At 64.2% G+C, this 21154-nt stretch carries 24 protein-coding genes; 15 read left to right on the forward strand and 9 right to left on the reverse strand.

Annotation, left to right across the window (positions count from 1 at the left end):
• The first annotated feature begins 20 nt into the window (after positions 1-20).
• Entirely contained in the window at positions 21-956 is a 936-nt protein-coding gene (locus LPJ38_RS10175; protein WP_145637709.1) for a LysR family transcriptional regulator, read from the forward strand.
• Positions 957-1069: 113 nt separating this feature from the next.
• On the opposite strand, the gene LPJ38_RS10180 is transcribed toward LPJ38_RS10175, so the two are convergent.
• On the reverse strand, positions 1070-1327 hold the full coding sequence (locus LPJ38_RS10180; RefSeq protein WP_167520561.1) for a hypothetical protein: 258 nt from the start codon (positions 1325-1327) through the stop codon (positions 1070-1072).
• A gap of 149 nt (positions 1328-1476) precedes the next feature.
• On the opposite strand from LPJ38_RS10180, the gene LPJ38_RS10185 reads away from it, so the two are divergent.
• Both LPJ38_RS10185 and LPJ38_RS10190 read left to right on the forward strand, forming a co-directional pair.
• The gene (locus LPJ38_RS10185) at positions 1477-2463 is read left to right on the forward strand and encodes a tripartite tricarboxylate transporter substrate binding protein (protein WP_145637714.1); all 987 of its coding nucleotides are present in this window, start codon (positions 1477-1479) and stop codon (positions 2461-2463) included.
• A gap of 132 nt (positions 2464-2595) precedes the next feature.
• A complete protein-coding gene (locus tag LPJ38_RS10190) occupies positions 2596-2955 on the forward strand; it encodes a hypothetical protein (RefSeq protein WP_145637717.1) in 360 nt (119 codons plus the stop codon).
• A gap of 6 nt (positions 2956-2961) precedes the next feature.
• Here the strand turns inward: LPJ38_RS10190 and LPJ38_RS10195 are convergent, their stop codons facing one another.
• The 3 genes from LPJ38_RS10195 to LPJ38_RS10205 form a co-directional block, all read right to left on the reverse strand.
• Positions 2962-3429, reverse strand: coding sequence for a YbaK/EbsC family protein (locus tag LPJ38_RS10195; RefSeq protein WP_145637719.1), 468 nt, complete (start codon positions 3427-3429; stop codon positions 2962-2964).
• Between the two features lie 49 nt (positions 3430-3478).
• Positions 3479-4210, reverse strand: coding sequence for a haloacid dehalogenase type II (locus tag LPJ38_RS10200; RefSeq protein WP_145637721.1), 732 nt, complete (start codon positions 4208-4210; stop codon positions 3479-3481).
• 130 nt (positions 4211-4340) lie between these two features.
• Positions 4341-5066: a TetR/AcrR family transcriptional regulator gene (locus LPJ38_RS10205; protein ID WP_231088603.1), complete on the reverse strand. Its 726-nt coding sequence runs from the start codon at positions 5064-5066 to the stop codon at positions 4341-4343.
• 64 nt (positions 5067-5130) lie between these two features.
• Between LPJ38_RS10205 and LPJ38_RS10210 the strand changes: the two genes are divergently transcribed.
• Positions 5131-5958, forward strand: coding sequence for a sugar phosphate isomerase/epimerase family protein (locus LPJ38_RS10210; RefSeq protein ID WP_145637723.1), 828 nt, complete (start codon positions 5131-5133; stop codon positions 5956-5958).
• A gap of 22 nt (positions 5959-5980) precedes the next feature.
• Positions 5981-7075, forward strand: coding sequence for a Gfo/Idh/MocA family protein (locus LPJ38_RS10215; protein WP_145637725.1), 1095 nt, complete (start codon positions 5981-5983; stop codon positions 7073-7075).
• Between the two features lie 103 nt (positions 7076-7178).
• Here the strand turns inward: LPJ38_RS10215 and LPJ38_RS10220 are convergent, their stop codons facing one another.
• On the reverse strand, positions 7179-7550 hold the full coding sequence (locus LPJ38_RS10220) for a winged helix-turn-helix transcriptional regulator (protein WP_208750568.1): 372 nt from the start codon (positions 7548-7550) through the stop codon (positions 7179-7181).
• A 148-nt stretch (positions 7551-7698) separates the two neighbouring features.
• On the opposite strand from LPJ38_RS10220, the gene LPJ38_RS10225 reads away from it, so the two are divergent.
• Positions 7699-8433, forward strand: coding sequence for an SDR family NAD(P)-dependent oxidoreductase (locus LPJ38_RS10225; RefSeq protein ID WP_167520562.1), 735 nt, complete (start codon positions 7699-7701; stop codon positions 8431-8433).
• A 72-nt stretch (positions 8434-8505) separates the two neighbouring features.
• Here LPJ38_RS10225 and LPJ38_RS10230 read toward each other — a convergent pair whose 3' ends face one another.
• Positions 8506-9390 carry an amidohydrolase family protein gene (locus LPJ38_RS10230; protein ID WP_024337500.1) on the reverse strand — a complete coding sequence of 295 codons (885 nt, stop codon included), beginning with the start codon at positions 9388-9390 and terminating at the stop codon, positions 8506-8508.
• Positions 9391-9700: 310 nt separating this feature from the next.
• On the opposite strand from LPJ38_RS10230, the gene ykgO reads away from it, so the two are divergent.
• From ykgO to LPJ38_RS10245, 3 genes are all read left to right on the forward strand, one after another.
• The gene (gene ykgO, locus LPJ38_RS10235; RefSeq protein ID WP_006611362.1) at positions 9701-9826 is read left to right on the forward strand and encodes a type B 50S ribosomal protein L36; all 126 of its coding nucleotides are present in this window, start codon (positions 9701-9703) and stop codon (positions 9824-9826) included.
• Between the two features lie 105 nt (positions 9827-9931).
• On the forward strand, positions 9932-10573 hold the full coding sequence (locus tag LPJ38_RS10240) for a tetratricopeptide repeat protein (RefSeq protein WP_145637736.1): 642 nt from the start codon (positions 9932-9934) through the stop codon (positions 10571-10573).
• Between the two features lie 127 nt (positions 10574-10700).
• Entirely contained in the window at positions 10701-10961 is a 261-nt protein-coding gene (locus LPJ38_RS10245) for a hypothetical protein (protein WP_167520563.1), read from the forward strand.
• 12 nt (positions 10962-10973) lie between these two features.
• On the opposite strand, the gene LPJ38_RS10250 is transcribed toward LPJ38_RS10245, so the two are convergent.
• A complete protein-coding gene (locus LPJ38_RS10250) occupies positions 10974-11156 on the reverse strand; it encodes a hypothetical protein (protein ID WP_008544046.1) in 183 nt (60 codons plus the stop codon).
• Positions 11157-11485: 329 nt separating this feature from the next.
• Between LPJ38_RS10250 and LPJ38_RS10255 the strand changes: the two genes are divergently transcribed.
• A complete protein-coding gene (locus LPJ38_RS10255) occupies positions 11486-12442 on the forward strand; it encodes an alpha/beta fold hydrolase (RefSeq protein ID WP_167520564.1) in 957 nt (318 codons plus the stop codon).
• Positions 12443-12459: 17 nt separating this feature from the next.
• Here LPJ38_RS10255 and cycA read toward each other — a convergent pair whose 3' ends face one another.
• Positions 12460-12855 carry a cytochrome c-550 CycA gene (gene cycA, locus LPJ38_RS10260; RefSeq protein ID WP_145637741.1) on the reverse strand — a complete coding sequence of 132 codons (396 nt, stop codon included), beginning with the start codon at positions 12853-12855 and terminating at the stop codon, positions 12460-12462.
• 273 nt (positions 12856-13128) lie between these two features.
• Here cycA and LPJ38_RS10265 point away from each other — a divergent pair, with 273 nt between their 5' ends.
• From LPJ38_RS10265 to LPJ38_RS10285, 5 genes are all read left to right on the forward strand, one after another.
• On the forward strand, positions 13129-14622 hold the full coding sequence (locus tag LPJ38_RS10265) for an FAD-linked oxidase C-terminal domain-containing protein (RefSeq protein WP_145637743.1): 1494 nt from the start codon (positions 13129-13131) through the stop codon (positions 14620-14622).
• A 50-nt stretch (positions 14623-14672) separates the two neighbouring features.
• Positions 14673-15911 (forward strand): FAD-binding protein, encoded by a 1239-nt coding sequence (locus tag LPJ38_RS10270; protein WP_145637745.1) that lies wholly within the window; start codon positions 14673-14675, stop codon positions 15909-15911.
• Positions 15908-17230, forward strand: a complete 1323-nt coding sequence (gene glcF / locus LPJ38_RS10275) for a glycolate oxidase subunit GlcF (protein ID WP_145637748.1) — start codon at positions 15908-15910, stop codon at positions 17228-17230. Before LPJ38_RS10270 ends, glcF begins: the two co-directional genes overlap by 4 nt.
• Positions 17231-17328: 98 nt before the next feature.
• Positions 17329-17703 carry a histone gene (locus tag LPJ38_RS10280; protein WP_145637750.1) on the forward strand — a complete coding sequence of 125 codons (375 nt, stop codon included), beginning with the start codon at positions 17329-17331 and terminating at the stop codon, positions 17701-17703.
• A gap of 405 nt (positions 17704-18108) precedes the next feature.
• Complete coding sequence (locus LPJ38_RS10285; RefSeq protein WP_145637752.1) at positions 18109-19143, forward strand: TorF family putative porin; 1035 nt, start codon at positions 18109-18111, stop codon at positions 19141-19143.
• Positions 19144-19332: 189 nt separating this feature from the next.
• Here LPJ38_RS10285 and LPJ38_RS10290 read toward each other — a convergent pair whose 3' ends face one another.
• Positions 19333-21090, reverse strand: a complete 1758-nt coding sequence (locus LPJ38_RS10290) for an ABC transporter ATP-binding protein/permease (RefSeq protein ID WP_145637754.1) — start codon at positions 21088-21090, stop codon at positions 19333-19335.
• Between the last annotated feature and the right edge of the window lie 64 nt (positions 21091-21154).

Here is a 21154-nt window from a genome sequence, read left to right on the forward strand (position 1 = left end):
TCCCAATTGGATCGCCCGCCATGGCAAAACTCCCCGATTTCGAGGCGCTCGCGATTTTCGCAAAAGTCGTGGAATTACGGTCGTTTGCGGGGGCCGCGACCGAGCTCATGATGTCCAAGGCGACGGTCTCCAAGGCGGTGACGCGGCTGGAGGAGCGGCTCGGCGCCCGGCTGTTCAATCGCACCTCGCGCCGGCTCGCCTTGACCGATGCCGGGCACAAGCTTGCCGACCGCGCGACGCGCCTCTTGGCCGACGGCGAGGCCGCGGAGAACGAGGCGCTGGCGCAATCGGTGGCGCCGCGCGGGCTGGTCCGGCTCGCCGTGCCCATGACGTTCGGCATCAAGGCGGTGGCGCCGCTGCTCCCGGAATTCCTCCAGGCCTATCCGGAAGTTTCGGTCGATCTGCATTTGAGCGATGCGACCGTCGACCTGATCGGCGAGGGGTTCGACATGGCGGTGCGGATCGCGCGGCTGCCGGACTCCTCACTGATCGCACGGCAGCTCTTCACCATGCCGCGCTACACCGTGGCCGCGCCGTCCTACCTGAAGCAGCACGGGCGTCCGACGCATCCGATGCATCTGGCCGAGCACAAATGTTTCAGCTACGCCTATCTCTCGACGCCCAATGTTTGGCACTACACCAATTCGGCCGGTGAGCAGGCCAGCGTGCGCCCGGGCGGCCCGCTTCGCGTCAACAATGGCGAGGCCGTGATGCCGGCGCTGATCGCAGGCCTCGGCATCGCCGAGCTGCCCGAATTCATCGTCGGCGAGGCGATCTCGACCGGCGCGGTCGAAGTGATCCTGAAGGATTGGAAGCAGGCCGAAGGCGCCGTGCATCTGGTGACGCCGCCTGGCGGCCCGCGCCCCGCCCGGGTCGAGGCGCTCGCCGATTTCCTCGCAGCAAAGCTGCCGGGCACCTGCAAGCGGCGGACGAAGAAAGGCGTGAAGGCGCCGTAGAGCAGTCGAATGCAAGCCCCGTCATTGCGAGCGCAGCGAAGCAATCCAGAAACCCTCCGCAGAGACAGTCTGGATTGCTTCGTCGCAAGAGCTGCTCGCAATGACGATGCCGACTACGACACCTTCACGCCGTTGATCGAGACGATGCGCAGGCTCGGCTTGATCGTCTCGTCCAGCTGCGCCTTCAATTCGTGAACGCGCGGGTCGCTCGAACGCTTCGCGCAAACCGCATATTGATGGACGGATTGCGCCAAAGCGCGGCGCGCTTCCGGCGTGCGGTTCAATTCGGGCTTCGAAAGCCGCAAGACGATCGCCGCGAGATTCACCAGCATCTCGTCCAGCGCGGTGTCGATGGTCGCCAAATTCCGCATCACTCACTCTCCCTGAGAGGGCAACAGCGGGTCCAGATATGCGTTCCTCGCGAGGCCGAACATGGCTAACGCTTCGTAAAGATCTTGTTCTTGCCGCTTGGCGCGTTAGGCTGAGAGCGAAACAAAGAACATCGGGGGAGGCTCCCATCATGGACCGACGCGATCTGTTGCGCGCCGCTGCCGCACTGCCGCTGTTGCGCGCTGCGTTCCCCGACGAGGCCTTCGCCCAAACCTATCCGACGCGCAACATCACCATGATCGTGCCCTTTCCCGCCGGCGGGCAGGCCGATCTTGCTGCGCGCCCGGTGGCACAGGCGCTGGAGCGGATCCTCGGCAAGCCCGTGATCGTCGACAACAGGGCCGGCGGTGGCGGCGGCTCGGTCGGCAATGCCGCGGCGGCGCGCGCCGAGCCAGATGGCTACACGCTGCTGATGACGCTATCCTCGCTCGCGGTGCTCCCGGAGGCCGATCGGCTGTTCGATCGTCCCGTCGCCTACGAGGTCTCGCAGTTCATGCCGATCGCGCGCGTGCTCGCCGATCCGACGCTGCTCGCGGTGCCGGCCTCGGCGCCCTGGAAGACGGCGCAGGATTTCGTCGAGGACGCGAAGAAGCGCCCAGGCCAGATCACTTACGGCTCGTCGGGGCCCTACGGCACGTTGCACGTGGCGATGGAGATGTTCGCAAACAGCGCCGGCATCAAGCTGCTGCACGTGCCATTCCGCGGTGCAGGCCCCGCGCTGACCGCGATCCTCGGCGGCACCGTGCAGGCGATCGCCGCCGCACCCGGCACGCTGAAGCCGCAGGTCGACGACGGCAAGCTGCGCGTGCTCGGCAATTGCGGCGCGAAGCGCATCCCGAGCTTCCCCGACCTGCCGACCTTCCAGGAGCTCGGCTACAAGGACGTCGAGTTTTACATCTGGGCCGGGCTGTTCGCGCAGAGCGCGCTGCCGGCACCGATCGCGGCTCGGCTGCGCGAAGCGATGGCCGAAGCGATGAGAAGTCCCGACGTGCTCAAGGCCTTCGAGACCTCCGGCAGTCTCGTCGCCTATCAGGACGCCCCCGCATTCTCCGAGTTCGTCGCGGCCGACAGCGCGCGGCTGATCGCGGCCGTGAAGAAGATCGGCAAGGTGGAGTAGGGCGGCACGATCGTTCGGACGATCGTTCGTGCCAATAGGTTCCTGGCGCATTTTCACGTTTTGTTGTTTGTTCAGAACCTTCCCCTGCCTCATTGATTGAAGAGGTTTGGGCGGATCGGGAAGGATCAGGATATGCGAACAGAGCGGATTGCGCTGGGGGTGGCGCTTGCGATCGGCGGCGTTGTCGCGCAGAGCGCGGCCTCGGCGCAAGAATACCGTGGCACGATGGAACAGCAGATGGCGTGCACGCCGGATGTGTGGCGGCTGTGCAGCGACCAGATTCCGGACGTCGGCCGCATCACGGCCTGTTTGCAGCAGAACACGCCGCAGCTCTCCAGCGGCTGCCGCGCGGTGTTCCAGTCCAACAATCAGATGCCGCCGCAGCAGCAGGTTCCCCGCAACCGCGCTGCACCGCCATCGCAGCGCTACAATGCGGCGCCGCCGCCCGCTGCTGTGCCGGGCCCGCGTCCTTATTATGACGAGGACGACTAGCCTGATCTAAGGACGGTGCTCGCACACATCGACCCATTCGGCCGCGACCAGCTCGGCCATGCGGTCGGGCGTGATGCGCACCGCGCTGTGGGTCGAGCCTGCGGCCGGCACCACCACGTCGAAAGCTTTCAGCGAGACGTCGCAATAGATCGGCAGCGGCACCTTCAGCCCGAACGGGCAGACGCCGCCGACTTCGTGGCCGGTGATCTCGGCGACCTCCTCCAGCCCCAGCATCTTCGGCTTGCCGCCGAATTGCGCCTTCACCTTCTTGTTGTCCATGCGCGACGTGCCGCTGGCGACGATCAGGATCACGCGCTCGCCGATGCGCAAGGACAGCGTCTTGGCGATCCGGCCGGGCTCGACGCCATAGGCTTCGGCGGCCAGCGTCACGGTGGCGGAGCTGATCGGGGATTCGATGACTGATATGTCGGGGGCATTCTCGGCGAAGAAATCGCGAACGGATTGCAGGCTCATTCCAAACAGCTCATTCCAGACCCGTGGGCAGGCGACGTGGTGCAATCCCTCAAGCGATGCCTGGCAACTCTGAAAGCGCGCGGATGCGATGATCCGGCGCGAAGCCGAGCTCGTCCATCTGGGTGCGGATCGCCCTGAACATCGTCAGCGGTGCCACGACTTCGTTCTCGACGCAAGCCAGCGCCATGGCTTCGGGTGTGACCCGTTCGATCCAGGCTACCTTCAATCCGAATGATTTCGCCCCGGCGGCGTCCCAGGGATTGGAGGAGACGAACAGAACCTCGCTCGGCCGGGTGCCGAGCATCTCGTCGATCAGCTCATAGGCCTCTGGGCTCGGCTTGAAGATCTTCTTGTCATCGACGCTGATGGTGGCATCGAGGAGGGCGTCGAGGCCGGAGTTGCGCACGAGCGCATTGAGCATGTCGGGGCTGCCGTTGGAGAGAATGGCCAGCTGGCGCGGTTTCAAGGCGACAAGCGCGGCGGTCGCATCCGGATAAAGATCGAGATGCAGATACTTGTCGATGATGCGCTCGAATGCGTCGTCCTCGTACGCAAGTCCCAGCATGCGCAGCGTATAAGTGAGCGAGTCGCGGGTGACGACGGCAAAATCCTGGTAGCGCCGCATCAGCGAGCGCAGCCAGGTGTATTCGAGCTGCTTGATCCGCCAGACCTGCGTGATGAGCTCGCCATAACCCGGAAACGCATCCTCGGTGATCTCGGCGACCGACTGGATGTCGTAGAGCGTCCCGTAGGCGTCGAAGACGACGGCTTTGATGCTCATTGTCCAGTTCTCCGGGATCGATGCGGCACAGGTGTTTCAGGTAGTGTACCTCATGCCTGTCGGTTTGCCGACCCGCAGCGGAAGGCATGCAAACCCTGACGTTCCCTGCTCGCAAAGGGTGCAGACGGCTTCAGACTTTTCGCAGATAGCGCCAAAGCAGGTCGGCGATCTCGCTCCGCCGCTGAGCTTTTGCCTTTGGCGAGGACATGTCCCAGGCGAACTGCGCCTCGAAAGTGTGACGGTTGGCGACCGAGAAGAAGCTCAGTGCGTTAAGCGTCATGTGCAGCTCGATCGGATCGACGCCGGGACGGATCGCCCCGCTTGCGACGCCCCGCGCGAGCAGTTTTGCGATCTGGCTGATGCTCGGCTGCGTCATCTCCTTCAGCCTCTGGCTGGCGCCGATATGCCGTCCGCGATGGATGTTCTCGATGGAGACGAGGCGGACGAATTCCGGATTGGCGTGGTGGAAGTCGAAGGTGAACTCGACGAGCCTGCGGATCGCGGCTTCCGGCTCCAGCGCTTCGAGGTGAAGGTCCTCCTCCGCGGCGCGCATCTTGGCATAGGCCATTTCGAGCACCGCCGTGAACAGCTCTTCCTTGGAGTTGAAATAGTAGAAGATCAGCCGCTTGGTGATGTTGGCGCGCGCTGCGATGGCATCGGTGTTGCCGCCGGACAGGCCGTTCTCGGCAAACTCCGCGAAGGCGATATCCAGAATTTCCTGCCGTGTTCGGTCGCGGTCTCGCCGCTTGATCGGCGTAGTTTTTCCGGCCCGCGCGGTCTGCTTTTTCACACTTGGCATCTGGCCGGTCGGTCCCTCGTGGCAGCCGCACGCCGCCTCGCCACCACCATAGCCCATTCGGGAGCTCTTGACATCAATTACCCCACCGGATAATTATTAATTAACCTATGGATTAATTAATATGATCGCGCTTGGGCTCGCCCACCTCACCGCACTGCAGCTCGCGCCGGCCGCGCTGGTCGCCGAGGCTGCGCGTGCCGGCTTTGCCGCCGTCGGATTGCGCTATATCCCGGCAACCACTGACGGGCCGGCCTATCCCACCGAGGTCGGCACCGAGGCTCACCGCGCGCTCAAGCGCGTGCTGGCGGGCGAAGGCGTGCGGGTCAGCGATATCGAACTGGTCCAGCTCACACCTGCCGTCGACGTTGCTTCGCTTGCGGGTCGTCTGGAGGCCGGCGCCGATCTCGGCGCGACGGCCGTGATCGCTTCAGGCGACGATCCAGATCAGTCCCGGCTCACGGCGCATTTCGCAGAGCTCTGTCGGCTCGCAGCGTCCTTCGGCTTGCGTGTCGACCTCGAATTCATGCGCTGGCGCGCGGTCGGAAACCTGGCGCAGGCCGCAGCCATCGTGCGCGACGCGAGCCAGATGAATGGCGCCATCCTGATCGATGCGTTGCATCTCACGCGTTCGGGCGGCGAGGCCGCCGATCTGATTCTGCTCCCGGATCAGTGGTTGCGTAGCGCGCAGCTCTGCGACGCCATCGCAAAGCCGCCGGCGACGGAGCACGCCATCATTGCGGAGGCGCGAGAAGGACGGCTGCCGCCTGGACACGGCGCCTTGCCGCTCGTTTCCCTCATTGAAGCGCTTCCCGCCGACACCCGTCTCAGCGTCGAAATGCCGATGCCGGCGCTGGGGGCAAGGGAGCGGATCACGACGGCATTCAACGCAACGAGGAACCTGCTCGAAGGACGACCGCGCGGCACAAGGCGCCGCGGCTGTCGGGGCTAGGCCTGACCTACGGAACGCATGCATGACGAAAATCAGGATTGGCGTGATCGGCGCGGGATTGATCGGACGCAAGCATCTGCGCAAGCTCGCCGGGCACGACGACTATGAGCTCGTCGGCATTGCCGACGTCAACGCCGAACAGGTCGCAGCCGAGCAGCCGGGCGCGCGCGTCTTCAAGGATTATCGCGAGCTGCTTGCCGAGGCGCGGCCGGACGCGGCGATCATCGCCTCTCCCAATCAGCTCCATGCCGAGAACGGCATCGCCTGCGCACGCGCCGGCGTCCATATTCTGATCGAGAAGCCGGTCACCGATATGCTGCAGACTGCCGCCGGCCTGATCGCGGAGGTCAGTAAGGCCAGTGTCAAGTCGCTAGTCGGGCATCATCGCCGCCATCATACGCAGGTGAAGACGTTGAAGGCGCTGCTGGCCGACGGCCGTATCGGCGACGTCGTTGGCGTCTCGGCCATCTGGGCCACGCACAAGCCGGCGACCTATTTCGAGATCGCGCCCTGGCGGTCGCAGGCCGGTGGCGGGCCGATCTTGATCAACCTGATCCACGAGATCGACTTCCTGCGCTTCACGCTCGGCGAGATCATTGCCGTGGAGGCCATCTCCGCCAATCGCCAGCGCGGCTTTGCGGTGGAGGATACCGCCGTTGCGCTGATCGCGTTCGAAAGCGGTGCGCTCGGCACGTTCTTCCTCAGCGACTGCGCGGTGACGCCATGGACGACCGAGCAGGGGCTCGGCGAGGCGCCCGAGTTCCCCTTCAGCGGACAGAGCAGCTACCGCCTGATGGGCCGGCGCGGTGCGATCGAGTTTCCGAGCCTCGATCAGTGGACGCAGGACGGCGGCGCGCAGGACTGGAACAGGCCGATCCAGGCCCAGGCCAACCACGCAGCTTCGATCGATCCCTACGTCGCTCAACTCGATCATTTTCGCGACGTCATTCGCGGGGTCGCGCCTTCGCTGCAGCCGGTCGAGGACGGCGCGCGCAGCCTTCTGGCGACGCTCGCGATCGCCGAAGCCGCAAGTGCGGGACGGCGCATCGATCTGCGCGAACGTTATGCGGCGTTCGCAACCGGGCAAGCCGCGGGCGTCAGGCAAGGGGCGACATAGGGCGCACGAGGAAGGTCCTGGGTGAGACCTTCCGCATCATTGATGAGTGGCTGTCGACCAAGATGTCTGCTGCTGGCCAGCCGTAGGACGAAGGGCAGGCAAGCTAGACTGTCGGCTGACGTCCTGGCCGCGTCCAGGTCGCCCTCTCCGCGAACACCCGGCTGACCTCCGCCATGTGCTCCGTGCCCCACGTACAAAGCGGCACGAGGGCCATCGCCAGGCTGTGGCCGAGAGGCGTGAGGCTGTAGTCCACCCGCGGCGGCACTTCCTTGTAGTCGGTCCGCTTGACGAGACCATCGGCCTCCAGCTCCTTCAACTGCTGGATCAGGACCTTGTCGCTGACATCGCGTATGGCGCGCCGGAGCTCGCCATAGCGGGTGGGGCCGTCCTGGGCGAGGAAGTACAGGATCAGCGGCTTCCACTTGCCGGCGATGACCCGCAAGGTGGCATCCAGGCCGCAAGTGAATCCGGGCAAAGTCGGCGTGCAGCTCTGGACCGGTGTTGGCGCCTGTGCAGGCGGGAAAGTCGTGTCTGACATTTTTTGGGCACTTACCAAAAGGTGCATACTTGTCGATAGGTGGGTAGGCCGCCAGCTCAGTGCAACCTCATTGAAGGAGCACAACATGAGCAGACTACAAGGCAAGACGGCGGTGGTGACGGGCGGTGGAACCGGCATCGGACTGGGAGCGGCCAAACGGTTCGTCGAGGAGGGTGCGTTCGTCTACATCTTCGGACGGCGGCAGGAGCCGCTCGACGCTGCGCTCGCGCAGCTGGGCTCCTCGGCGCGCGCGGTCAAGGGATCGGTCACGGATCTGTCCGACCTCGATCGACTGTATGCGACGGTGAAAGCCGAACGCGGAAGTATCGACGTTCTCTTCGCCAATGCCGGCACCGGGCTGTTTGCGCCGCTCGGCGAGATCACGCCCGGGCACTACGATCAGATATTCGACGTCAACGTGAAAGGGCTGGTGTTCACCGTGCAGAAGGCCCTGCCGCTGATGCGCAAGGGGTCGTCGATCATTCTCACCGGCTCGAGCACGGGCGTGATGGGGACGCCGCAGTTCAGCATCTACAGCGCGACCAAGGCCGCGATCCGCAATCTGGCGCGCAGCTGGGCGCTGGACCTGCGCGGCACCGGCATCCGCGTCAACGTGCTGTCGCCGGGGCCGACCAAGACGGAGCTGGCGCTGGAGATCGTCGGCGAGGAAGCCTTCGACGCGCTTGGAAGCACGACACCCATCGGGCGTGTCGCTGACCCCTCTGAGACGGGCGCGGTCGCCGCGTTCCTGGCGTCCTCGGACAGCAGCTACATGACCGGTGGCGAAGTCTTCGTGGACGGGGGCCTCGCGCAGGTCTGAGCGTGGACGCCTGAGCGTGAGGGCTTCGATCGCTGCGATCGAAGCCCTCACGCTCTGGGTATCAGTGAGCGCCTAGATTCCCAACAGCTTGCGCGCGTTGGCCTTGAGCACCTTCGGCCGGATCTCGTCGCGGATGTCGATCTTGGCGAAATCCGACAGCCAGCGGTCCGGCGTGATCACCGGCCAGTCCGAGCCGAACAGCATCTTGTCCTGGAGAATCGAGTTGATGTAGCGCACCAGGATCGGCGGGAAGTATTTCGGCGACCAGCCCGAGAGGTCGATATAGACATTCGGCTTGTGGGTCGCGACCGACAGCGCCTCCTCCTGCCAGGGGAAGGAGGGGTGGGCGAGGATGATCTTGAGGTCGGGGAAATCGGCCGCGACGTCGTCCATGTACATCGGGTTGGAATATTTCAGTCGCATGCCCATGCCGCCGGGCATGCCGGAGCCGACGCCGGTCTGGCCGGTGTGGAACAGCGCGATCGCGCCGCCATTGTTGATCTCTTCATAGAGCGGATAGGCCATGCGGTCGTTGGCGTAGAAGCCCTGCATGGTCGGGTGGAATTTGAAGCCGCGCACGCCGTATTCCTCGATCAGCTTGCGCGCCTCGCGCGCGCCGAGCTTGCCCTTGTGCGGGTCGATCGAGACGAAGGGGATGAGGACGTCGAGATGCTCGGACGCGATCTCCAGCATCTCCTCGTTCTTGTAGCGGCGGAAACCGGTCTCGCGCTCGGCATCGACGGGGAAGATCACCGCGGCGATGTTCTTGGAGCGATAGTAGGCGGCAGTCTCCGGCACGGTCGGCGGATGCTTGTGCGGCGACTTGAAATACTCCGCCATCTGCGCCTGGAAATCGTCATAGCCGTCATCGGGATGGGTGCCGCAGGGCTCCTCGGCATGGGTGTGGATGTCGATGGCGACGACATCGTCGATATTAGGCAGCTTCAGCTTCGGCATGGGTGTCCTCCCGACGGGTTGCCGAATTGATTATATGATATAACGAATTTGGCAAGGCGTTGTCGAAAGGCCTTGAAGTCACGGCAATAAAATGGGCCGATCCGGCCGCTTCTACTGTGCATGGGGTTGTTTTCGCCGATGGCCGGTGCGGAACCCGGCAGTTAACATTGACATGACCTCCCGCCATGCCTTAAGAACCGCCCCGTCCCGGGCGGTCGGTCCGCCAGCGGGAAAAATCTCATTTTGCCACATTCGCGCGTGCCGAAACGGTAGTGCCGAACACGGCCTTTCGAACGTTCAGGATTCTGCCATGAAGGTCCGTAACTCGCTGAAATCGCTGCGCGGTCGCCATCGCGCCAACCGCCTGGTCCGCCGCAAGGGCCGGGTCTATGTGATCAACAAGGTGCAGCGCCGCTTCAAGGCGCGTCAGGGCTGATCTCGCCCTGCCGGACGCTTTCGCGCGCTCCGCAAGACCACGCTCACACGAGTTTGACGCCGTCCTTGCTTTGCAAGGACGGCTTTGCGCGTTTAGACTTTCACCATGGCAGTGAGATTCCCTTTCGCGCGCACCCTGTGCCTGGCCCTCCTCCTGGGAGCGACCGGCCTCACGCCGGCGTTGGCGCAGCAGATTGAACCGCCGCCCCCGCCCGGCAAGCAGAAGAAGCTGCCGGAGGCGCCGGCCAAGCTGCCCAAGGTCGACCGCAGCAAGAACCTCGATTTCCTGTTCGGCGCACTGAAGGCAGCGCCCGACGAGGCCAGCGCCAAGCACGTCGAGGCGCGGATCTGGGCGGTCTGGCTGCAGACCCCGAGCGACACGGCGGCGCTGTTGATGTCGCGCGCCAAGACCGCGGCCGAGGCGCAGAAGATCGAAATCGCGATCAAGCTGCTGGATTCGGTCATCAAGCTCAGGCCCGACTACATCGAGGCCTGGAACCGGCGCGCGACGCTCTACTACATGCAGAACGATTACGGCCGTTCGCTCGCCGACATCCAGCAGGTGCTGATCCGCGAGCCCCGTCATTTCGGCGCGCTGGCAGGGCTCGGCATGATCATGCAGGAGGTCGGCGACGAGAAGCGCGCGCTGGACGCCTACCGCAAGGCACTCGCCGTCAATCCGCACCTCGAGAAGATTCCCGACCAGGTCAAATCGCTGACCGAGAAGGTCGAAGGCCGCGACATCTAGCGGACAAGTTGATCATTTCCTGAGTGATCATGGCCGTCGCGGATTAACCACGATCGGAAGCGCGGCGCTTTGCGGGCTATTGCTGCTGCCGCGGCGGACCTACCTGCATGACAGGGAGAGCACAGCCATGAAGCGCTTGATTATTGCGGGAAGCTTGCTGATTGCGTCGGGAACGGCGAGCTTCGCCGACGGATTGTTCTGGGTGGTCGGCAACCGCGCTACCGGCAAATGCAACATCGTGACCAGCAATCCCGTGATCATCGGCGACATCTGGTTCGGTGACGGCCCCTACAAATCCAGGGCCGATGCCAAGCTTGCTCGTTCGACGATCCGCGTCTGCCCCGCGCCCACGCCCGAGGAGGAAAAGGACGAGGACGGGTCGAACTAGACCGCCGGGATCTTAGTGCAGGGCGCTGCTGCCGCGCTCAGTGAGGCCGCGATCGGCGGCTGCGGCGTAAGCCCTTGCAAGCTCGGCCTCGAGATGCTCGTTGATCAGGAGCAGCGCCCGCACCGCACCGCGCAAGTCGCCGTTACAGCTCGCGACGATCTCGTCGATCGCAGTGTCGTTGGATCTGAAGCTCATCGAAATCCTCCGGTTCAATCAGGAAAAAATCCTGCCGGTCTTTCCCGCATCCCCTGAGATTGCGAGGAGGATCGGCGCCCACCCGCGCCTAGATGGCGGAACCGACCATGGCGATTATATGGAAGCCGTGATGACGACTGCATGAAGCTGGCTAGAGGCTTGTGTGTCGCCATGGAACGTCGTTGATTTCATTCTATTTTTTTGTTCGTTGATTATGCACATATCCACAGCCCCTCTATTTCGGTGGAAGCCCTGGGGCCGGTGGGGCGAAACTGCAATGTGCCAGAACCCGTAACTGCCCTGTGCCCAGGATCGCCCGGATTCTCTCGATGATCGTGATGTCAGTCGTGACGGCGCTGGTTCTGCTGGCGCTGGCCACGCAGGCCGGAATAGTCGCCGTGCAACGCGCCTTTCCAGCGCAGGGCCGGATGATCGAGGTCGACGGTGCCGTGCTCCACGTCGTCGATCTCGGTCCGCGCGCGGCCGGCCTGCCGATCGTGATGCTGCACGGCGCGAGCTCCAATCTCGAAGCGATGCGGCGGCCGCTCGGCGATCTCCTCGCCAGGGATCATCGCGTGATCTTGATCGATCGCCCCGGCCATGGCTGGAGCACGCGCGCGCGGCGGCAGGATTCGACGCCGCAGGTCCAGGCAAGGATGATCGACGAGGCACTTCAAAAGCTCGGGATCGATCAGGCGATCTTCGTGGTGCATTCCTGGAGCGGCGCGCTTGGCGCGCGGATCGCGCTCGATCACCCGCACCGCGTTGCCGGCCTCGTGATGCTCGCGCCCGTCACGCATCCCTGGCGCGGCGGGGTCGGCCGCTACAACGAGATCATCGCAACGCCCGTGATCGGGCCGCTGCTCGCCTACACGATCACGTTGCCGCTCGGTTACGTCCTCGCCGAGTCAGGCGCGCGCAACGTCTTCCTGCCGCAGACCATGCCGGACGGCTTCGTCAAGGACTCCGCGACGCCGCTGCTGCTGCGGCCGCGCGAGTTCATCGCCAATGCCTATGATCTGGTGACGCTGAAGGAAGCGGTGGCCGCGCAGGTCGCGCGCTATGGCGAGATAGCGGTGCCGGTGACCATCATCGCCGGCGAGCCCGACAAGACCGTGAAGACCGACATCCACGCGCGCCCGTTTGCCGCGACCGTGCCGAATGCGAAGCTGATCGTGCTGCCCCGTCTCGGTCACATGGTACAGAATGCCGAGCCGGATCTCGTGAAGGCGGAGATCGAGTCGATGATCGGCAAGATCGTTCCAACGCAGGCGGCCGCGGATTAGCGGCCGCCTGTGCGGACTTACTGCTTGATCTTCCCGTCCTTGTCGTATTGGGCAAGGAAGGCCCACAGATTGTTGATCTCGGTCTCGTTCTTGATGCCCGCGAACGCCATCTTGGTGCCGGGGATCTTGGCCTTGGGATCCTTGATGTAGTCCTTGAACGTGACCTCGTCCCAGGTGATGCCGGAATTCTTGTTCGCATCCGTATAATTGTAGCCCTCGGCGGTGCCGGATTTGCGGCCGTTGAGACCGTTGAGCTCGGGGCCGACCTTGTTCTTGGCGCCTTCGCCGATCGCGTGGCAGGCCAGGCATTTGTTGAACGACGTCTTGCCGGCCGCGACATCCTGCGCCATCGCGGCAGGTGCGGTGGCAGTCACGGTGAGGATCATCAGTGCGCCAAAAGTCAGTTTTGTCATCGGTTGCTCTTCGTCTCTTCCCTGGGGTCTGGTCAGTCTCTCGCCTGAGCGGCAATCGGCGGGCCTGCCGCTTTTGGCAGGCCCGTCCGGCTTGGACAAGCCACCAAACCATGACAGGTTTCACGATCTCCTACTTGTCCCAGAGCGAACTCGCCGACGATTGCCCGTCCGACTTTCGGATGGCCTACCCAAACACCCTCGGACGTGGTTGATTTGGCGCGACAAATCGATCGTGCGGCGTGAGCCGGAACGATCTGCGATGAAGGACTTGAAATGGCCATCATGATGCCTGCGAGCGACCAGGCCGTGCTCGCGCGCCGCGCGGAGATCGTCGCCGCGCTGCGTGCAATCGTGCCCGGCGAAGGTGTGATCGACAGCGCGGCCGAAATGCGGGCTTACGAATCCGACGGGCTCACGGCCTATCGGCAGCCGCCGATGGTCGTCGTGCTGCCCGATACCACCGAGCAGGTCTCGCTGGTCCTGAAATATTGTGCAGAGCAGAACATCAAGGTGGTGCCGCGCGGCTCCGGCACCTCGCTGTCGGGCGGCGCGCTGCCGCTCGAAGACGGCGTGCTGCTCGGCCTCGGCAAGTTCAAGCGCATCCGCGAGATCGATTTCGACAACCGCGTCGTGGTCACCGAGCCCGGCGTCACCAATCTCGCGATCAGCCAGGCGGTCGCGCATGCCGGCTTCTATTACGCGCCCGACCCATCCTCGCAGATCGCCTGCTCGATCGGCGGCAACGTCGCGGAGAATTCCGGCGGCGTGCATTGCCTGAAATACGGCATGACGACCAACAACGTGCTGGGCTGCGAGATCGTGCTGATGAGCGGCGAGATCCTGCGTATCGGCGGCAAGTCGGCGGAAAACCCGGGCTACGACCTCATGGGTGTCATCACCGGCTCGGAAGGCCTGCTCGGCGTCATCACCGAGATCACGGTACGCATCCTGCAGAAGCCGGAGACGGCGCGCGCGCTGATGGTCGGCTTCGCGCAAGTCGAGGCGGCCGGCGAGTGCGTCGCGCGCATCATCAGCGCCGGCATCATTCCTGGCGGCATGGAGATGATGGACAAGCCGGCGATCCACGCTGCCGAAGCCTTCGTCCATGCCGGCTATCCGCTCGACGTCGAGGCGCTGCTCATCATCGAGCTCGACGGTCCCAAGATCGAGGTCGACGAGCTGATTACGCGGGTCGAGACCATCGCAAGAAGCTGCGGTTCGGTGACGCTGCAGATCTCCAATTCGGAAGCCGAGCGCAACCTGTTCTGGGCCGGCCGGAAAGCTGCGTTCCCCGCCGTGGGCCGCATCTCGCCCGACTATCTCTGCATGGACGGCACCATCCCGCGCGGGGCGCTGCCGAAGGCGCTGGCGCGCATCCGCGAGCTCTCGGAAAAATATCAGCTCGGCTGCGCCAACGTGTTCCACGCCGGCGACGGCAACCTGCACCCGCTGATCCTCTACGATGCCAACAAGCCCGGGGAGATCGAGCGCGCCGAAGCCTTCGGCGCCGACATCCTGCGCGCCTGCGTCGAGTTCGGCGGCGTGCTGACCGGCGAGCACGGCGTCGGCATCGAGAAGCGCGATCTGATGCCCGACATGTTCAGCGAGATCGACCTCAACCAGCAGCAGCGCCTCAAATGCGCCTTCGACGCGCAGGGCCTGCTCAACCCCGGAAAAGTATTTCCGACCCTGCACCGCTGCGCCGAGCTCGGCCGCATGCATGTGCATGCCGGCAAGCTGGCGTTTCCGGACATCCCGCGGTTCTAGCGCCAACGCCAGATTGCTTTCCGCTCTAAAGTTGGATACCGCCTTTTCCCGTGGATACGCTCAAGGTCAGAGACGCCAAAGACGTCGAAGAGGTGGTGCGCGCGGCGATTGCCAATGAGCAGCCGCTCGAGATCATCGGTCATGGCAGCAAGCGCGGCATCGGCCATGCCATGGCGACCAATGCCGTGCTCGACCTCTCCGCGCTCAACGCCGTCACCGCCTACGAGCCCAACGAGCTGATCGTCACGCTGCAGGCCGGCGCGCCGTTGGCCGACGTGCTGTCGCTGATCGATGCCAAGAACCAGCAATTCGCCTTCGAGCCGATCGACACCGCGCCATTGCTCGGCACGCCTCCGCTCGGAACCATCGGCGGCATGATCGCGGCCGGGCTCGCCGGGCCGCGGCGGATGAGGGCGGGCGGGGCGCGCGACCATCTGCTTGGGGCGCACGCCGTCTCCGGTTTCGGCGACAGCTTCAAGACCGGCGGCAAGGTGGTGAAGAACGTCACCGGCTACGATCTCTGCAAGCTGCTGGCGGGGTCCTGGGGCACGCTGTCGGTGATGACCGAGGTCACGCTGAAGGTGATGCCCAAGCCCGAGGCCGAGCGAACGCTACTGCTGCGCGGGCTAGATGAGGCCGTCGCCAACAAGGCGATGACGGCGGCGCTCGGTTCGCCCTTCGACGTCTCCGGTGCCGCGCATCTGCCGAAATCCGCGTTCCGCGCCAAGTCCGATGGGCTCGGCGACATCGTGGGCCAGGACGAGGCGCTGACCGTGCTGCGGCTCGAGGGCATCACGGCGTCCGCCGTCCACCGCGCCGGCTCGCTGCGCCAATTGCTGGCGCCGTTTGGAACTGCGACGCTGATCGAGGATGCGGCCTCCGCCGCGCTGTGGGCGACGATTCGCGACGTGTTGCCGTTCGCGGCCAGCGGCGCGCTCGGTGCCTGGCCGGTGTGGCGGATCGTCTGTCCGCCGGCGTCAGGCGCGGCGCTCGGGACCCAATTGGCACGCGAGACGGGGGGCGACGTGATCTATGATTGGGGCGGCGGGCTGATCTGGGCGGCGCTGCCGCCGCAGCCGGACGCCCATGGCCCGGCGGTGCGTGCGCGTGCGAATGCGTTCGGCGGGCACGCCACACTGGTCCGCGCGGCCGATGATGTCAGGCGCAATGTCGATGTGTTCCATCCGCAGGTATCAGGCATTGCCGCGCTCAGCGAGCGGGTGCGCGCCAGTTTCGATCCGAAGACCATTCTCAACCGGGGACGCTTGAGACGGGACGCCGTGGCATGAAGACCGAATTCTCACTGGCACAGCTCGCCGACCCCGACATCGCCGAAGCCGACAAGATCCTGCGCGCCTGCGTCCATTGCGGCTTCTGCACGGCGACTTGTCCTACCTATGTCCTGCTCGGCGACGAGCTCGATAGTCCACGCGGCCGCATCTATCTGATCAAGGAGATGCTGGAGAAGGACCAGGCGCCGACGGCCGAGGTGGTCAAGCATATCGACCGCTGCCTGTCGTGCCTGGCCTGCATGACGACTTGCCCGTCGGGGGTGAACTACATGCACCTCGTCGACCAGGCCCGGGTTCGGATTGAAGAGCGCTATCAGCGGCCGCTCGCCGAGCGGCTGCTGCGCAAGGTGCTGGCCTTTGTCCTGCCGGACCCCCGGCGTTTTCGCGCGAGCATGTGGCTGGCGCGGCTGGCTCGTCCGCTCGCCGTCTTCCTGCCGACGCCGGGCCCCTCCGCCACGCCCGGGCTGATCCAGCGTGTCAAGGCGATGCTGGCGCTGGCGCCGGACCGGCTGCCCGCGCGGGGCCCCGCTGCCGGCAGCGTGTTCGCGGCGCTCGGCAAGAGGCGGGGCCGGGTCGCGCTGCTGCAGGGCTGCGCCCAGCAGGTGCTGGCGCCGCGCATCAACCAGGCCGCCATCAGCCTTCTCACCCGGCACGGCATCGAGGTTGTCCTGGTCAGGGACGAGCAGTGTTGCGGCGCGCTGACCCATCATCTCGGCGACGACCATGATGCGTTGGCGCGGGCGCGCGCCAACGTCGCGGCGTGGCGGAAGGAAGCGACCGGCGAAGGGCTGGACGCCATCCTGGTGACGGCGTCCGGCTGCGGCACCGTGATCAAGGATTATGGCTATCTGCTGCGCGAGGACGTCGCCATTTCGGAAGATGCAGCGAAGGTGTCTGCGCTCGCCAAGGACATCACCGAATACGTCGCCGGTCTCGGATTGGAGCAGGTTGCGCGACAGGACGACATCGTCGTCGCCTATCACTCCGCATGTTCGTTGCAGCACGGGCAGAAAATCACGGGCCTTCCGAAAGAATTGCTTTCCAAGAATGGATTCGTAGTGAAAGATGTCCCCGAGAGCCATTTGTGTTGCGGTTCGGCAGGGACCTACAACATTCTCCAGCCCGAGCTTGCGGGCAGGTTGCGCGATCGCAAGGTCGCCAACATCGCCAGCGTCAAGCCGGACATGATTGCCGCGGGCAATATCGGCTGCATGGTGCAGATTGCCAGTGGCACGTCAGTTCCGGTCGTACACACGATTGAGCTTCTCGATTGGGCTACGGGCGGGTCGCGGCCGGCACTGAACGCGCAGGTTTGAGCTTTCAAAAGCTGAGCCTTCCAGGCTGAGCTTTCGTCCGGAAGTGACGGCTGAATGCGCCCGATCGACCATTGTTCGGCGGCAACAGGAGGACCACGATGGCGAAAGCGAAGAAGAAGAAAAGCAAGAAGGCCAAAAAGGCCAAGAAGGCTGTAGCGGCAAAGAAGGCAGCCAAGAAGTCCGCGAAGAAGTCTGCCAAGAAATCCGCAAAGAAAGCGGCGAAGAAGGCGACGAAGAAATCTGCCAAGAAGGCAGCCCCGAAGAAAGCTGCCAAGAAGGCTGCGGCTAAGCCAGCCAAGAAGGCTGCAGCCAAAAAGGCCGCGAAGAAAGCGGCACCGAAGAAGGCGAAGGCAGCTCCTGCTCCGAAGCCATCAGCACCGGCGGAAGCTCCGGCACCCGAGCCTGCCGCCGAGACAAGCTGGGCGATGCCTTCGTCTTCTGCGGAACCGGCGCAGGCCGAGGGGCAGAGTTAGAGCCCCGACCCCCTCGTCTCCTCTGAAGTCGATCTGCAAACAGGAAGGCCGCGGCGCGGGGGCGCTGCGGCTTTTTTGCATCGTCGCAAGGTCAACTCAGGCGCAGCTTTCCCCCGCCCGCCTGATTCGTGGCCTGGATGTCACCCCGCCCGAGATCCCTGGACTTACACGGGGCCGCCCAGCACTTTGGAATGCAAATAATGTGATCGAGAAGCCACACAGGCGGACAACCTTTCGTGAAATCGTCAAAACGCCTAAAAAGTCGGCAGATGCCCGCGCTTTTTGCTTCACGGTTCGTATCCCTCAATCCAGATTGTCGCAGTGATCAATTTTGCAATCAGGTCGAGCGACCCGGGGGGCTTCCGGGATCCGACTGGGGTCTAAGAACTGGCGATGGGGATCGAAATGAAAAAACTGGCTTTGTTGGCAACGGCGCTGGCAATGGTGACGACGGGTTCGGCTTTCGCGGCAGATCTGCGCGTGAAGGCGTTGAAGGCCCCGCCGCCGCCGGCCTTCGATCCCTGGGATATCGCTTTCGGCGCCGGCATCACGAACGACTACATCTTCCGTGGTATCACCCAGTCGAACCACAACCCGTCGGTCAATGCGTATTTCGAGCCGCGCTATAACGTCAACAAGGACCTCCAGCTCTATATCGGTGCGGCCGCCGCGAGCATCTCGTTCCCGAACCGCGCCGCGGCAGAAGTCGATATCTACGGCGGTATCCGCCCGACCTTCGGCATGTTCGCCTTCGACTTCGGTGTCTGGGGCTATCTCTATCCGGGCGGAAGCTGCTTCGGCTCGCAGGGCACCCTCGCGCAGGGCAATTGCGGTACCACCTTGGATAACTCTCAGGGCGCGATCGGCCTGCCGATCAACGGCAACTTCGCCAAGAAGGACGCAAGCTTCTTCGAAGCCTATGCCAAGCTGAACATCGCCATCAACGACCAGTGGTCGGTCGGCTTCAACGAGTACTATTCGCCGAACTTCCTGAACCTCGGCGCTTGGGGCAACTACGCCTCGGTCACGGCCAAGTGGACTGCGCCGAGCACGACCTTCGGCGCCAGCGGCGTCGGCATGTATGTGTCGGGTGAGTTCGGCCGCCAGTGGCTCGGCACCTCCGACATCTTCTACGGCATCGCAGGCGATCCGGTGTACGCGAACGGCATCAAGGAACCGAGCTACAACACCTGGAACGTCGGCGTCGGCTTCACCTACAAGGTGTTCACGCTCGATCTGCGCTACTACGACACCGATCTGTCGAAGGGCGATTGCAACGCCTTCACCAGCGACTTCTCCGCAACCAACTCGAGCCCTGGCTTCGTCACCCCGATCAATGGTGGCGCGAACGCAGCCACGGCCTTTGGCTCCAACTGGTGTAGCGCTGCTGGCGTCGCCAAGCTCTCCGTCGACCTGACGGCGATGACCAACCTGAAGTAAGTCTCTTCTCGGGACGAGTCACGAGGGCGGCAGGGCAACCTGCCGCCCTTCTGCTTTGGGCCTCCCTTGGCCACGCTGTCATCCGGGCTTGACTCCCGGGCGTCACACATACTTCGGCCTCAGACCTCGTGTGGAAGATCGGACACGCGCGTGCGACAGGTAGAAGCGGCAGTAAGAACCTCTCCCGCCTCAGCCCGCCGCGCTCGGCGCCTTCTCGGCCGGCGCGGCGCCGCCGAGGACGTGGATGGCGCCGTCCTTCACCAGCGCGACCTTGCGCGTGTGGAAGGCGTCGAGCGTCGAGCGGTGGCCGATCGAGACGATGGTGGCCTGCGGCAGCTTCTCCGTCAGCAGGCGGTAGAGCCGGGCTTCGGAAGGTTCGTCCAGCGAGGCGGTCGCCTCGTCCAGGAACAGATAGTCCGGCGCATGCAACAGCGCGCGGGCGAGCCCGAGGCGCTGCTGCTCGCCGAGCGAAAGCATCCGATTCCAGTGACCGCTCTCGTCGAGCCGCTTTGCCAGCCGCGGCATGCCGACCGCGTTCAACGCCTCCGCGATCTTGTCGGGTCCGATCACGCCATGCTCTGCGGGGTAGATCACGGCGTCGCCGAGCGGGCCGATCGGAAAATATGGCCGCTGCGGCAGCATCATCAGCCTGGCGTTCTCAGGGATGGCGATGGTCCCGGTGCCGAACGGCCAGATTCCGGCGATGGCCCGGAACAGCGTCGATTTGCCCGAGCCTGACGGCCCGGTCACCAGCACCCGCTCACCCGGCTCGATCGCGATTGCATTGGCGGCAACCAGCGGCTCGCCGTTTGGCAGCTTTACGAGCAGCTGCTCGAGCCCGATTGCCGCGTTGCTTGTTGGTGCGATGGCGACGGTTGGCTCGCGCGCCGCGGTCTCCGCGACCGAACTGACCGACATCTCGAAGCCATCGAGGCGGGCGATCACCGAGCGCCATTCCGCGAGCGAGCGATAGGCCGAGACGAAGAAAGAGAGCGCATCCTGAACGCTGCTGAACGCCGAGCCGGTCTGCATCATGTCGCCGAGCTGGATTCGCTTGGCGAAGTAAGCCGGAGCCACCATGACATAGGGAAAGATCACGGCAGCCTGACCATAGCTTGCCGTGAACGCGGTCAGGCGCTTGGTCCTGCTCATGATGGCGTACCAATTGCCGATCACGAACCCGAAGCGCTGCAGCAGATTTCCCCGTTCGGCGCTCTCACCTTTCAAGAGGGCGATCTGCTCGGAATTTTCCCGCACGCGGATCAGGTTGAAGCGGAAGTCGGCCTCGAAGCGCTGCTGCTCGAAATTGAGGTTGATGAGCGGGGAACCGATCCAGTGCGTCAGCGCCGTACCCAGGATCGCGTAAACCAGCGCACACCAGACCAGAAAACCGGGGACCACGATATCCGTGCCGTAAATGTGCAGCGGTGCCTTGTCCGACAGGCCCCAGAGGATGACGACGAACGAGGCCAGCGTGACGACCGACGACAGCAGCCCCAGCCCGAGGGTCAATGTCTGCTCGACGAAGCTCTTGACGTCCTCGGTGATGCGCTGGTCCGGGTTGTCGGCGGCGTCGCCCTTGAGCTGCATGCGATAATGCGTCGGGCCATTGAGCCACTCGGCGAGATAATGTTGCGTCAGCCATCGCCGCCAGCGAATCTGGAGCCACTGGTTCAGGTAGAGCTTGTAGACCGCCAGCGCGACGAAGGTGAAAGCAAGGACGAGGAAGATCCAGATCTCCCTGACGAAGCGGTCCAGTTCATATCCCTGGATCGCACTGAAGAAACGGTTCTGCCACTGACTGACGAGAACATTGATCGCGACCAGCGAAAGCTCCAAGGCAATGACGGCGGCAAGCAGGCCGCGACCGGCCCATTTGTCCTCCGACCGGAAATAGGGGGCGGCGATTCGCCAGACGATCGCGAGCGTGGCGCGGATGTTGGTCACAGAGCTGGGTCTCCTCAGGGGATGTGCGTAACGGCCCAGCGCCAAATGGCTGAGGCAATGGCGG

This window comes from Bradyrhizobium daqingense (assembly GCF_021044685.1).
Taxonomy (GTDB): Bacteria; Pseudomonadota; Alphaproteobacteria; order Rhizobiales; family Xanthobacteraceae; genus Bradyrhizobium; species Bradyrhizobium daqingense.

Coding starts and splice junctions, on each gene's coding strand:
- LPJ38_RS10175 (WP_145637709.1), top strand. CDS start 21: ATGGCAAAACTCCCCGATTTCGAGGCGCTCGCGATTTTCGCAAAAGTC.
- LPJ38_RS10180 (WP_167520561.1), bottom strand. CDS start 1,327: ATGCGGAATTTGGCGACCATCGACACCGCGCTGGACGAGATGCTGGTG.
- LPJ38_RS10185 (WP_145637714.1), top strand. CDS start 1,477: ATGGACCGACGCGATCTGTTGCGCGCCGCTGCCGCACTGCCGCTGTTG.
- LPJ38_RS10190 (WP_145637717.1), top strand. CDS start 2,596: ATGCGAACAGAGCGGATTGCGCTGGGGGTGGCGCTTGCGATCGGCGGC.
- LPJ38_RS10195 (WP_145637719.1), bottom strand. CDS start 3,429: ATGAGCCTGCAATCCGTTCGCGATTTCTTCGCCGAGAATGCCCCCGAC.
- LPJ38_RS10200 (WP_145637721.1), bottom strand. CDS start 4,210: ATGAGCATCAAAGCCGTCGTCTTCGACGCCTACGGGACGCTCTACGAC.
- LPJ38_RS10205 (WP_231088603.1), bottom strand. CDS start 5,066: ATGGGCTATGGTGGTGGCGAGGCGGCGTGCGGCTGCCACGAGGGACCG.
- LPJ38_RS10210 (WP_145637723.1), top strand. CDS start 5,131: ATGATCGCGCTTGGGCTCGCCCACCTCACCGCACTGCAGCTCGCGCCG.
- LPJ38_RS10215 (WP_145637725.1), top strand. CDS start 5,981: ATGACGAAAATCAGGATTGGCGTGATCGGCGCGGGATTGATCGGACGC.
- LPJ38_RS10225 (WP_167520562.1), top strand. CDS start 7,699: ATGAGCAGACTACAAGGCAAGACGGCGGTGGTGACGGGCGGTGGAACC.
- LPJ38_RS10230 (WP_024337500.1), bottom strand. CDS start 9,390: ATGCCGAAGCTGAAGCTGCCTAATATCGACGATGTCGTCGCCATCGAC.
- ykgO (WP_006611362.1), top strand. CDS start 9,701: ATGAAGGTCCGTAACTCGCTGAAATCGCTGCGCGGTCGCCATCGCGCC.
- LPJ38_RS10240 (WP_145637736.1), top strand. CDS start 9,932: ATGGCAGTGAGATTCCCTTTCGCGCGCACCCTGTGCCTGGCCCTCCTC.
- LPJ38_RS10245 (WP_167520563.1), top strand. CDS start 10,701: ATGAAGCGCTTGATTATTGCGGGAAGCTTGCTGATTGCGTCGGGAACG.
- LPJ38_RS10250 (WP_008544046.1), bottom strand. CDS start 11,156: ATGAGCTTCAGATCCAACGACACTGCGATCGACGAGATCGTCGCGAGC.
- LPJ38_RS10255 (WP_167520564.1), top strand. CDS start 11,486: ATGATCGTGATGTCAGTCGTGACGGCGCTGGTTCTGCTGGCGCTGGCC.
- cycA (WP_145637741.1), bottom strand. CDS start 12,855: ATGACAAAACTGACTTTTGGCGCACTGATGATCCTCACCGTGACTGCC.
- LPJ38_RS10265 (WP_145637743.1), top strand. CDS start 13,129: ATGGCCATCATGATGCCTGCGAGCGACCAGGCCGTGCTCGCGCGCCGC.
- glcF (WP_145637748.1), top strand. CDS start 15,908: ATGAAGACCGAATTCTCACTGGCACAGCTCGCCGACCCCGACATCGCC.
- LPJ38_RS10280 (WP_145637750.1), top strand. CDS start 17,329: ATGGCGAAAGCGAAGAAGAAGAAAAGCAAGAAGGCCAAAAAGGCCAAG.
- LPJ38_RS10285 (WP_145637752.1), top strand. CDS start 18,109: ATGAAAAAACTGGCTTTGTTGGCAACGGCGCTGGCAATGGTGACGACG.